The organism is Halobellus sp. EA9 (assembly GCF_051195055.1).
Lineage (GTDB): Archaea > Halobacteriota > Halobacteria > Halobacteriales > Haloferacaceae > Haloquadratum > Haloquadratum rubicundus.
The window spans coordinates 45,968-57,148 of the sequence record NZ_JBNTJW010000013.1; the positions used below are offsets into that span (position 1 = coordinate 45,968).

Below are 11,181 nucleotides of genomic sequence, written 5' to 3' on the forward strand. Positions count from 1 at the left end.
CTCAGGCCTCGGCGTCGAGCACCGCTCGCCAGCGGTCCGGTAGCGGCGCCGACGCGCCGGTCTCGGGATCGACGACGACCTGGACCGACGAGCCGGTGGCGACGACCTCGCCCTCGTAGGTGAGTTCGTAGGTCAACTCGAACGAGGAGTCGCCGACGTCGCCGGGCTCCATCGCGACGGCGACGGTGCCCGTCCCTTCGATCGGCGTGCGATAGTCGAGCTCCAGGTGCGCGACGACGACGCCGAGGTCGGCGGCGCGCTCGCCGAGGACCGCTTCGAGAAATCGGACGCGGCACTGCTCGCAGTAGGTCGCGTACACGACGTTGTTCACGTGGCCGACGGCGTCGAGGTCGCGGAATCGGACTTCGTGCTCCGTCTCGTATGGGAACGCGATCGGGTCATTCGACATACCGCTCCCTCCGCGCGGACCGTAGAAAAACGTCCGATCGGATCACCGCGGGACGTGGTGCTCCGGCTACGGCGGCTGTCTGAGCCGTCGATCGGATTCGACGGCGGCCGCGTCGGCGGCGCCCCGGTCGGGGATCGCCACGGCGCGCCACACGTTCGACCGGACGCCGACGCGAGCCATCGCCAACGGGAGGACCGCCTCGGCCGGGAGGGAGCCGAGCCGGCGTTCGAGTTCGGGCGTCGCGTACTCGCAGACGTGACGGGTCTCGTTCGTCTCACACAGTTCGACGGTCATCGTCCCGTGGTCGTTCATCGGCCGCCGAACGACGACGCGGGCCGGGCGGTCGCGATCGGACATCGGTTAGAAACAGACGCCCGCGGCGCATAAGCCGATATATGAGGCCTACTAGCCGGTATTGGGGGCTACGTATCGTTTCATTCTGGGAGTGTTCGACTCCGGTCACGCGACCTCGCTGTCGATCCACCCCGCGAAGGAATCGAGCACGTCGGCCTCGTCGAAGCGCTCGATACACGGCACGTCGTTCGGGTGTTCGGCTTCGAGGGCCGCCTTCAGGTCGGGGTAGCGCTCGGCCGTCGTCTTCGCGAGGAGGATCGCTTCCGGGTCGGCCTCGTGGACGTCGCCGTCCCAGCAGTAGGTCGATCGGCAGTCGACGACGTTCACGCAAGCCGCCAGGCGCTCGTCGACGAGGAACGACGCGAGGTCCTCGGCCGCCGCCCGCGGGGCCGTGACGTAGGCTGTCGGCATCGTCTCCCCGTGTGCGTCGCTCGGTAATAAGCCGTTCCGGACTCAGTTCACGTAGTAGCCCTGCGCGTCGGTGTCGGCGACGACGTGGCCGCACTTGGTACACTCCCAGGTGTCGGCCCCCAGTCGCTGGTAGCCGTCGCGGAGGCCCGGGCCGTGCCACGCCGTCCAGTCGAGACCGCAGCCCGGACACGTCTCGGGGAGCCCGACGTCCGAGGGGTCCGGCCCCCGTTTCGATGACCGCACCAGGTCGTCGAGCCGGTCCGGACGGCTCTTGATCGCCCTGATGTCGTCCTGATCGAGGTAGTCCCGGAAGTACGAGAGGTACCGCTCCGTGCGGTCCCGCACCCGTTTGAGGCGATCCAGGCGCTCGATCGTCTCGTCGTCGGGCGCGTCCGCACTCCGATGCCGGAATTCGCAGTGCCGGATCGAGACGGCGATCTTGAAGTATCGCTCCATCGTGACGACGTAGTACGCGCGGACGTACAGCCGCGTGATCAGGTCGGTGAACGACTCGCGGTCGACGGGCCGCACGATGGTCTCGTCGTGCGGGACGTCGCTGGCGTCGAGTTCCGCACCGCTCGACGCCGAGAGGCAGATCCGAGCGGACGGCGACGTCGCGATGATCCGCGGGACGAGCTTCGAGAGCCGCGATTCGGGGACGGCCAGGGACAACACCGCCACGGCCACCTTCTCCGAGAGCTCCGCCTCGAACGACGCGGACGTCGTGAACGTCTCGACGGGGAGCCGGTCGGGCATCGAGTCGGCGATCTCGGCGCAGGTGTCCCCGTCCGCGAGGACGAAGACCGCCGCTCGAAAGCGGGGTCGCGGTTCGTTCGTCGACGCCCCCTCCGGAGCGGCCGCTGGGCCGTCGGGCCGGTCGGCGCCGTCTGTGGGAGCGTGTGCTATACTGTGACTTTCGTCGGGGGAGAGGTGATAGCTTTAGGCGTTTATTATCATAAATGATATTTATGTTTTTATGAGAGCGCCGCTGGCCCGAGTCAGACGGCCGATACCGACAGATCCGTCGCTTGGTACTACGTTCGATATTCGTCGCCCCTGGGCGAGGTGTCGGAGACCGCTCTGCGGTCGGCGAGACCGTCGGTGTCGATTCGGATTCGACAGAAAATCGAGTCCGCTCTCCCCGATTTGAACGGGGGGCAAGCCGATCTACAGTCGGCTGCTCTACCAGGCTGAGCTAAGAGCGGGCACCTCAAGGTAGCGCCGCTGTCGGACTTAAGGGTTACTCATCGGGGTCGCGGACGGCCCGGTTCCGTCGGTCGGTCTCGTCCGAGCCGTGTGCGGTGCGCGCGGGCAGGAATTCCTCCGCGGTGCGGTCGATCTCCGCCTGGACCGACGCGAGCTCCGGGATCGTCTTGCGGTTGTAGGCTCGCTTCGAGCAGTCGACGTGTTCGGGGACGATGTCGTGGGCGGTTCGAGTCAGCTCCGCCAGTCGTCGCTGTGTTGGGTCTCCCGACCACGCCGGCAGCGCGAGCCGTTCGACCGTCGACTTCGAGAGGCTGGACTTCCCGCCGGAGGCGACGTCGCGGAGGCACCGCTGATAGGGGGCGGAGTTGAGCAGACCGCAGAGATAGAGCGCCTCGCGTTCGTCGTCGGTCCCGACGAACATACAGTGATCGCCCGGGACGACGGGCTTCTCACCGAGGAACGGATCAGTCACGGTCGAAACGACGGCGAAGTGCGGCTTGAACCCGAGCCGGCACCAGACGACCTTGTAGTCCGCCCACGTGTACGGCCCGAGGCCGAAAAGCGAGTAGAACGGGCCGTCGTCGAACCACGTCGAGCCGCGATCGGTCAGACGGTCGCGGTGTGCGTCGAGGTACGCGTACGTCTGAGGGGTCTGCCTCCGGAGCTCCGCTTCGTTGTCCTCGCCGGCTTTCCGCTGTGGGATCAGCTGTCGATCGTAGCCGAACAGACCGTATTTGACCACGTGTTTGGACTTGAGGTAGGGGTAGAGGTGGTCGGGTTCGAGGTCGTGGCGGTCGATCGTCTCCCGGTCGACGGCGTAGACGGACTTCGCGTCGTCCTTCACGCCGTGGCGGATCCGGTAGGCGCTGTCGCCGAGGGCTCGCCGCTCCGCGTCGGCGCGGATCCACGGCGACGTGGGGTCGTCGGGCGCCGCTGGGACGAGCCGGGTCGTCGAGCGGTCGAGCGACGCCTGCATCGTCGCCAGGGACCGAAATCGGTCGCGGCCGTCGTCCGCCGAGGGAGTCGCGTCGGGGTCGTCGCTTCGGACGCGCCACTCCGTCGTCGGGACGCCACCGTCGCCACCGATTTCGTCCGAACCGGCTTCGGTTCCGTCTCCATCCGCCTCTCCGGCTATCTGATCAGCCGCCCGATCGCCCACGCTGAGCGAGAACAGCGCCGTGCCGGCGTCGACGTCCGGGAAGGGACAGAGCGGGCCGAAATCGTGGATCCGTTCGTGCGCGAGGTCCCGTTCGCCCAGCGTGGACCGTCGAGCGCGGGCGCCCGCGACGCCCGTGAGGACGTCGCGCTTCAACACCACCGCAGCGCGCCCGCCGTCCCGGAGGAGCCGGTCCAGACACGCCCAGGCATACGGGACCGAAAGGTCGTCGTTCGCGTAGCCGAGTCGTGCGTCGGCCCCCTCGCGGTCGAACAGGTCGAGCGCCGCGTCGGCGATCGGGCCGTCCCGCCAGCGGGACTTCGTCCGCTCTGTGAGGCCGTCCCAGGTCAGCCACGGCGGATTCGCGAGGAGCGCGTCGGCCCGGCGGCCGTCGAGCGGCGGGTCCGCCGCTGTGGCGTCGACGGCGTCGCCCAGGACGACCCGCGGCGCGAAGGTGGGGGTATCGTTGGTGCCGTTGGCGCCCCCCTTAGCGGCGATCTCGGCGAGGAGGGGCCGGACCGCGAGGACGACCGCGAGACGCGACGCGCGCACGGCCGTCGGCGAGACGTCGAACCCGCGGACGGCGTCGAGGATCGATCGGACTCGGTCGGTAGGGTCGCGATCGGTAGCGGAATCGGGAGCAGGATCGAAAGGAGGAGCGGACTCGGAATCGGAGCCAGGATCGGATCCTGGGATCATCGCGCGCGTCGCGGCCGCGAGGAACGCTCCGGCGCCGCAGCCCGGGTCGAGGACGGTCGGGAGTGAGGTTTGGTCGCCGCTCGCACCGTCGAGGAATGGACCGAGCGCCTCCTCGACGGCGAGTTCGGCGATGCCGGTCGGGGTGTCGTAGCGGCCGAACGCCCGTCGGAACGACAGCGACACGGACGCTCGGTGCAGTCGGGCGACGGCGCCCGGGTCTGCCCCGCGAGCGAATCCGTTGGCGGCGGCGACGAAGGCCGAACGCTCGTCGTCGGACGCGTCGATTCGGGACCGGACGTAGTCGTGGACGGACTCGAATCCCGGATCGTACGGGATCGACGAGCCGGCCCCGAGAGGTCGCCGCACCGAACAGTCGAACTGGCGTTCGAGCGCCTCCAGCACGGAGCGAAGTCGGAAGTCGAACGCGAGCGTCTCGACGAACAGCGACCGGGCGATTTCGGTCCGGGAATTGTCGCGATCGCCTGCCGGGTCGTCGTGGTTGTATGCCGGGTCGTCGCGGTCGCCTGCCGAGTGGTCGCGATCACTCGCCAGCCCGTCGACGACGCCCCCGTGCCGATCCCGGACGTACCAGCGCCACGATTCGAACGCGTCCGCGACGGGTCGCGCGTCGAGGGAGTCCCGGAGTGCGGTCCGGTATCGGCGTACGTAGTCGCCGTCGACCAGGTCCTGCCAGTCGCCCGAGCCGTCCGCTGGAGTCGCGGATGCGAGGTCGGTATCGGTCCCGTCCGGCGAGCGCGAATCGGTCATCAGAGTGTCCGTCCCATCTTCGGTCGGCTCCGTCTATGCTCCGCCGGTCGTGTCCGACGGCGTTTCCGGCGAGGTCGTGTCGTTCTCGGTCTCTCCTTCGGACGGTTCGGTCTCCGCCGCGTCCGCGCCGTCGTGATCGGTACCGTCGCCGTTCCGATCGGGTTCGGTTTCGCTCCGATCGGGTTCGGTTTCGCTCTGGTCCCGTTCAGTCTCGCTCCGGTCCCGTTCGGTTACGCGGACGCCCTTCTCCGCGAGGTGTCGCATCTGCCGCTGGGCGAAGTCCTCCTCGGAGGTCCCGCGGGTGGCCAGCACGTACACCGTCGAGCCGCCCGCGGGACGCATCGTCCGCCCCGCGCGCTGGGCGCCCTGGCGACGCGAGCCGCCGAGTCCCGAGGCGACGATCGCGACCTCCGCGTTCGGGAGATCGATGCCCTCGTCGCCGACGCGCGAGACCACGAGGACGCGTCGGTCCCCCTCGCGGAAGGCCTCGAAGACGCGCTCGCGGCGGTAATGGGCCATCTCCCCGCTGACGAACGGGACGTCCAGCGCCTCGGAAATCCGCTCGCCCTGGTCCAGCCAGTCGACGAACACGAGCGTCTTCGCGTCGGAGTGAGCATCGAGGAGGCGGCGCGTCTCCTCGATCTTCTCTGGGTTCTCCGCCGCGATTCGGTGCCTGTCGCGACCCTCGGCGCTCGCCCACTCGTTGCGGGCGAACTCGTCGCTCCAGGGGAGATAACGGATCTGCACTTCCGGCTCTTGAACGTAGCCCGCCTCGAAGAGCCGCGACCAGTCGGTCCCGATCGGCGGGCCGATGAGCGTGAAGATCTCCTTTTCTTTGTCGTCTTCGCGCACGGGCGTCGCCGAGAGCCCGAGCCGGTGTTTGGCTTGGAGGTCGGCGCTCCGGCGGTAGATCCGCGAGGGGATGTGGTGGACCTCGTCGTAGACGACGAGCCCCCACCCACGGGAGTCGAACAGCGAGCGGTGGCGGTCCATCCCGGCGGTCTGGTAGGTCGCGATCGTGACCGGCCGGATCTCCTTTTGGCCGCCGTGGTACTCGCCGATCTGGTCCTCGCCGAGGGTCGTGTGCCGAAGGAGTTCGTCGCGCCACTGGCCCGCGAGCTCCCGGGAGGGGACCAGAATCAGCGATTCGCCGCCGATCTCGGCGAGGACGCCGATCGCGGTCACGGTCTTTCCGGCGCCCGACGGCCCGACGAGCACGCCGGCGCGCTGGTCGAGGAAGTGGTCGACCCAGTCCCGTTGGTAGTCGCGTAGCTCGACCGTGAGGTCGACGTCCAGGGGGTCGCCGGTGTCGAGGTCGCGGTCGTCCTCGACCGGGTAGCCCGCCTCGTAGAGGACCCGCTTGATCTGGGCCTCCTTCCCCTCGCGGACCCAGCTCTCGGTGTCGGAGATGGGCGCGACCAACTGCTCGTCGTCGAGCTTCTGGCGCGCGACGTTGCCCATCAGGCTCTCGGAGGCGGCTTCGAGGACGACGTAGCCATCCTCGTGGGTGTAGAGCCGGAATCGGTTGGCCCGCTTCCACTGCGAGGCGATCCAGTCTTCGAGCTGCGGCGAGCGCCGGGGCAGGACCGACCGGACCAGCGAGAGCAGGCCCTCGACGTCGTCGAAGGGGGCCTGCCAGACGTCCTCCTGGCGGATCTCGTAGATGTACCCGCGGGTGTCGGTCTCGCGGTCGACGGTCGTCCGCTCGCGCTCGCCGGTGGAGTCGACCAGGTGGGCGAACTGCGAGAGGCGCGCTCGCGTGTACTGGGTCGGTTGGTCGACGACGATCTCGCGGCGTTCGGGAAAGAGGATGATCCGCTCGCGCTCGGCCAGCCGATCCCACTCGCTCGGGTAGTAGACGACGGGGTCGGTCTCGACGTTCACGCGCTCTACCTCGCCGTCTTCGACCAGCGCGTCCAGTCCCTCGGCCGCGTCGGCCTGGGAGAGACCGAGCCGCCGTGCGACGGCCGAGGCGGTCGCGAGGGGACGGCCTTCGGCCTCCAAGGCGTCGCGGAACTGCTCCAGATCCACGCCGTCGGCCGGCCGGATCTCGGCAGAGCCGCGCTCGGTCTCCTGATCGCCCCCGGCGTTCGTATCGGCGTCCGCGAGGGAGTCCGCGGCCGATCCGGCCGTCTCTGGGACGCCATCCGGATCCGATGGCTCCGGTCCGGCCGTCCCGTCGTCGTCCGTCATCGTCTCACGGAACGGTCCCGACCGGGAAACGGTTTGCGACTGGGTCGGTGTGCGGTACGATTGGACGGGAGCGAGATAGGATTCGGATTGGCAGCGGGAACTCCCCCGCGGCTGCCGACGGGAAACCCCGTCGGACCTTCCCGGGCGTCACTGGAACCCACACCACGTTTCCGGTGAAACGGGTGCGGATGTTGCGGCCGCCCCCGGCGGCTTTCAGAGGCCGTACACCACGTTTCCGGTGAAATGAGAGCGAGATCCGTGGCGGTGACACCGGATTTCCGATGAAACCGCGCCCGTTCGGCTATCGGTGATTCTGGTGGAAGCAAAGCGATCGCCGGTGGACGCAAAACCGCGAGTACTGGAACACCGTCATCCGGAGACACACCACGTTTCCGGTGAAATGGGCTGGTAATGGGCTGATATCCGTCACGGGCGCAGATATTCCGACCTTTAGAAAGCAACAAATAAATAGGGTCGTTTCGTACCTACCGGTGACTCCAGTTGCACGCTAGTGAGTCACTTTTGTTTCCTGTTCGCCACCTGAACTGATCCCGCTGCAGTGTGGTGAAACTGCGGTGAAATCCCGGGTCGTGTCCGGATCCAAGGAGCGTCGTGATCTCACCGTTGCTTTCGACTGTCGCCGCCGTTCGCTGTTCCGAGCACACCACGTTTCCGGTGAAATAGACCGGGCTTTCCAGTGGATCTCCACACCCCTTTTCGCGCATTCACCGGAAACGCGGTGTGTGTGTCGTCGGCGACGACACCCGTTCCGAATAACAACGCATTTCATCGGAAACCCGGTGTCCTACGGTATGCCGAACACCAGCGACGACCTCTTCACTCGGGAGGATCCCATCTTCGCCAACAAGGAACTCCTGGAGATCAATCACCTCCCCGGTGAGGGTCGGATCGTCGGCCGCGACGACGAGATCTCGGATCTGGCGGCCGCGGTCAATCCCGCGATCTTCGGACAGAGTCCGAGCAACGTCCTCATCTACGGGAAGACCGGGACCGGGAAGTCCCTGTGTGCGAAGTACGTCTCCCAGCGCCTCGTCGACACCGCCGGCGAGGAGGACGTCGAGGCGACGTTCGCCTACGTCGACTGCGCCCAGGACACCACCGAGACGCAGGCGGTCCAGACCATCGCCGACAGCGTCAACGAATGCGGAGAGACGGGGATCAAAGTCCCCGACAAGGGCCTCAGCACGTCGACTTACTACAAGCGGCTCTGGCGAATCCTCGACGCGCAGTACGAAGTCGTGTTGATCATCCTCGACGAGATTGACAAGCTCTCCGACGACGACATCCTGATGCAACTCTCTCGCGCGGGCGAGGCCGGCAAGATCGAGCAGTGCAAGCTCGGCGTGATCGGGATCAGCAACAAGATCCAGTACAAAGACCGGATGGACGAACGGGTCAAATCCAGCCTCTGCGAGCGGGAGTTCGTCTTTCCGCCCTACGACGCGAACCAGCTCCGAAACATAATGGACGCCCGGTCGGACGCCTTCCGCGACGACGTCCTCGATCCCTCGACGATCCCGCGCGCGGCGGCGTTGGCGGCGCGGGAGCACGGCGACGCCCGCAAGGCGATCGACATCCTCCGCTACGCGGGCGAGATCGCCCAGTCCGAGGGCGCCCAGACCGTCCGCGAAGAGTTCGTCACCCAGGCGCGCGAGCGCGCCGAGACCGACCGCTTCAGGGAGCTCATCCGCGGCTCGACGCCGCACTCTCGGTACGTCCTTCAGGCGCTGGCCATCCTCTCGCTGTCGAGCGAGCGGCAGGAGGGGTTCCGCACGAGTCGCGTCTACGAGGTCTACGAGAACATCTGCGACGGCCAGGGCTCCGACACGCTCTCACTGCGCCGGGTGCGCGACCTGCTCAAGGAACACGCCTTTCTCGACATCATCGAACAGTCCAAACACAGCGGCGGGAGCGCCGAGGGCAGCTACACGAAACACCAGCTGCTCGAAGATCCCGAAGTCGTCAAGGAAGTCCTGCTCGAAGACATCGACGAGTGATAGTGATTACTCTCGTTTCTTACCGCCGAACGCCGTTACCGGGGGTGGCGTTCGGCGGTAAACAGTGAGAGTAATCACTATGAGCTTCAGAAGCCCTACAATCTCGCCTTTGACTGCTCGCGGATCCGCTCGAAGGTGTCGGCCGCCCACTCTCGGAAGGCGTCGGTCCGACCGTCGACGCTCGCGACGAGGGTCCCGTCGTCGTAGGCGCCGAGGTACGCGTGGCCGTCGACGAGCATCAGTCCGAACTCCAGCGTCTCGGGCGAGACGTAGAGCGTGAACTGATCGAGCCGTTCGGCGCGTTCGAGCGCCTCCGGAAATTCGGAGGCTGAGGCGGTGAGGACGCTCTCGTCGATCACCAGGTCGATCCGGGTGTCGGAGCCGATGACCCGCGCCGCGGCCTCGTTGAACATCCGGCTCACGATCGGCGTGATCCCGAAGAACTCCTCGACCGGCTCGTCGCCGACGACCTCTCGGAACCGATTGATCGGCGCGTGGGGGTTCTGGGTGGTCGCCCGCGTGAGGGTGAGCGCGTCGAGCTCACGGCAGCTCAGGTCCGGGTCGACGCCGCTGAGGTGGACCAGGAACTCGCGGTACTCCTTCGAGACCGCAACGCACCTCTCGAAGTCCTCGTAGCCGCTCGCGACGAGTCCGCCGGCGCGCGTCAGACGATAGCCCTCGGCCGTCGAGACCTTCTCGGCCCACCCGCGGTCGACGAACGCCGAGATGGTCCGCTGGGCAGTCTCGCGTGCGCACGAGCAGCGCTCGGCCAACTCCGTCGGCGTGGCTGTCTCCGAGCGGAGCGCGAACAGCGCCTCCACCCGGAGCTCCGAGCCGGCCAGGAACGCGATGTCCTCCCGTGCGGTCATCGGTTCGGCGGCGCGACACCCTCCCGTTCGGTCACGCTCTCACACCTCGCTGGAACGTCCGATTGGTCACGGCAATCCTATCCGAGCAGGCCCAGGTCGTCGATCCGCTTTACGATCTCTTCGACCGCGGTCTCGGCGTCGTCGGTCCGCTTGCCGCCCGTGATGACTATCTTACCGGATCCGAACAGGAGGATGACGACCTCGGGCTCGTCCATCCGGTAGACGAGCCCGGGGAACTGCTCGGGCTCGTACTCGACGTCTTCGAGACCGAGCCCGATCGCGAGCGCGTTAAGGTTGAGGTTGTGACCGAGGTCCGCGCTGGAGACGATGTTCTGGACCGTGATCTCGGGGTCCTCGTCGACGGGGATCTGCAGTCCGCGGAGCTTCTCGAAGATGATGCCGAGGGCCTCGTGGACGTCGTCGATGCTCTTTGCGCCCGTGCAGACGATCTTGCCCGAGCGGAAGATGAGCGCGGCGGCCTTCGGCTCCTGGGTCCGGTAGACGAGCCCGGGGAAGTTGTCCGGATTGAAGTCGGCTCCGGGGAGATCCTCCGCGAGCGCTTCGAGGTCGAGCTCCTGGCCGATTCCGGTCGATGCGACAACGTTCTGAATCTCGATTGAATCTGCCGGCGAACTCATACTCTGTTTTTATTATCTTTGCCCTCCCTTATAAAGGCCCCCGTTATAAAGAACGGGACGGTCGGATCCTCTTTCTGATCGTGCACGAGCACGCGTGACTCGCGCACCGGATGCGGGTGGGCGAACGGTCACTCGATGTCGTCGTTCGGCCGCGGTGTTAGACGATCACACATATATCACAGGGATTTTCGGAGATCGTTCGGAATCAACGGGGTTAAGTACGACCCGCGCATCAGACGGTAATGCGAAGAACACAACGCGACTGCGGGCGGTTGAACTCCGCTCGCGCTCGCTTTCCGATCGCCGCGGACCATCGCGCCGTGGGGCGAAACGGATCCAACGGGTTTATACCCATCCGCCGTTTCGCTTGAGTCGGACACGATATGAGGATTCCACCCCTGCGGTCCGCCGTACAGATGGGATCTGATGTTAGCCTTGGTGGTTCGGTGACACCTGTCTG

At 66.8% G+C, this 11,181-nt stretch carries 9 protein-coding genes and 1 tRNA gene; 1 reads left to right on the forward strand and 9 read right to left on the reverse strand.

Going from position 1 to position 11,181, the window contains the following annotated elements:
* Position 1 precedes the first annotated feature (1 nt).
* From ACQUQ0_RS15410 to ACQUQ0_RS15440, 7 genes are all read right to left on the reverse strand, one after another.
* The gene (locus ACQUQ0_RS15410; protein WP_435186409.1) at positions 2-409 is read right to left on the reverse strand and encodes an acyl-CoA thioesterase; all 408 of its coding nucleotides are present in this window, start codon (positions 407-409) and stop codon (positions 2-4) included.
* A 66-nt stretch (positions 410-475) separates the two neighbouring features.
* On the reverse strand, positions 476-766 hold the full coding sequence (locus ACQUQ0_RS15415; RefSeq protein ID WP_435186411.1) for a hypothetical protein: 291 nt from the start codon (positions 764-766) through the stop codon (positions 476-478).
* 102 nt (positions 767-868) lie between these two features.
* Positions 869-1,174, reverse strand: coding sequence for a divalent-cation tolerance protein CutA (cutA, locus tag ACQUQ0_RS15420; RefSeq protein WP_435186413.1), 306 nt, complete (start codon positions 1,172-1,174; stop codon positions 869-871).
* 42 nt (positions 1,175-1,216) lie between these two features.
* Positions 1,217-1,930 carry a hypothetical protein gene (locus tag ACQUQ0_RS15425; protein WP_435186415.1) on the reverse strand — a complete coding sequence of 238 codons (714 nt, stop codon included), beginning with the start codon at positions 1,928-1,930 and terminating at the stop codon, positions 1,217-1,219.
* A 375-nt stretch (positions 1,931-2,305) separates the two neighbouring features.
* Positions 2,306-2,379 (reverse strand) — tRNA-Tyr (locus ACQUQ0_RS15430).
* A gap of 35 nt (positions 2,380-2,414) precedes the next feature.
* Positions 2,415-5,003 carry a type I restriction endonuclease subunit M gene (locus ACQUQ0_RS15435; RefSeq protein ID WP_435186416.1) on the reverse strand — a complete coding sequence of 863 codons (2,589 nt, stop codon included), beginning with the start codon at positions 5,001-5,003 and terminating at the stop codon, positions 2,415-2,417.
* 33 nt (positions 5,004-5,036) lie between these two features.
* Positions 5,037-7,196: a DEAD/DEAH box helicase gene (locus ACQUQ0_RS15440; protein ID WP_435186417.1), complete on the reverse strand. Its 2,160-nt coding sequence runs from the start codon at positions 7,194-7,196 to the stop codon at positions 5,037-5,039.
* A gap of 812 nt (positions 7,197-8,008) precedes the next feature.
* Here ACQUQ0_RS15440 and ACQUQ0_RS15445 point away from each other — a divergent pair.
* Positions 8,009-9,214: a Cdc6/Cdc18 family protein gene (locus ACQUQ0_RS15445; protein WP_435186418.1), complete on the forward strand. Its 1,206-nt coding sequence runs from the start codon at positions 8,009-8,011 to the stop codon at positions 9,212-9,214.
* A gap of 95 nt (positions 9,215-9,309) precedes the next feature.
* Here the strand turns inward: ACQUQ0_RS15445 and ACQUQ0_RS15450 are convergent, their stop codons facing one another.
* Positions 9,310-10,083, reverse strand: coding sequence for a helix-turn-helix transcriptional regulator (locus ACQUQ0_RS15450; RefSeq protein WP_435186420.1), 774 nt, complete (start codon positions 10,081-10,083; stop codon positions 9,310-9,312).
* Between the two features lie 77 nt (positions 10,084-10,160).
* The gene (locus tag ACQUQ0_RS15455; RefSeq protein ID WP_372389416.1) at positions 10,161-10,721 is read right to left on the reverse strand and encodes a TATA-box-binding protein; all 561 of its coding nucleotides are present in this window, start codon (positions 10,719-10,721) and stop codon (positions 10,161-10,163) included.
* Positions 10,722-11,181: the final 460 nt, after the last annotated feature.

Coding starts and splice junctions, on each gene's coding strand:
- ACQUQ0_RS15410 (WP_435186409.1), bottom strand. CDS start 409: ATGTCGAATGACCCGATCGCGTTCCCATACGAGACGGAGCACGAAGTC.
- ACQUQ0_RS15450 (WP_435186420.1), bottom strand. CDS start 10,083: ATGACCGCACGGGAGGACATCGCGTTCCTGGCCGGCTCGGAGCTCCGG.
- ACQUQ0_RS15425 (WP_435186415.1), bottom strand. CDS start 1,930: ATGCCCGACCGGCTCCCCGTCGAGACGTTCACGACGTCCGCGTCGTTC.
- ACQUQ0_RS15445 (WP_435186418.1), top strand. CDS start 8,009: ATGCCGAACACCAGCGACGACCTCTTCACTCGGGAGGATCCCATCTTC.
- ACQUQ0_RS15455 (WP_372389416.1), bottom strand. CDS start 10,721: ATGAGTTCGCCGGCAGATTCAATCGAGATTCAGAACGTTGTCGCATCG.
- ACQUQ0_RS15415 (WP_435186411.1), bottom strand. CDS start 766: ATGTCCGATCGCGACCGCCCGGCCCGCGTCGTCGTTCGGCGGCCGATG.
- ACQUQ0_RS15435 (WP_435186416.1), bottom strand. CDS start 5,003: ATGACCGATTCGCGCTCGCCGGACGGGACCGATACCGACCTCGCATCC.
- cutA (WP_435186413.1), bottom strand. CDS start 1,174: ATGCCGACAGCCTACGTCACGGCCCCGCGGGCGGCGGCCGAGGACCTC.
- ACQUQ0_RS15440 (WP_435186417.1), bottom strand. CDS start 7,196: ATGACGGACGACGACGGGACGGCCGGACCGGAGCCATCGGATCCGGAT.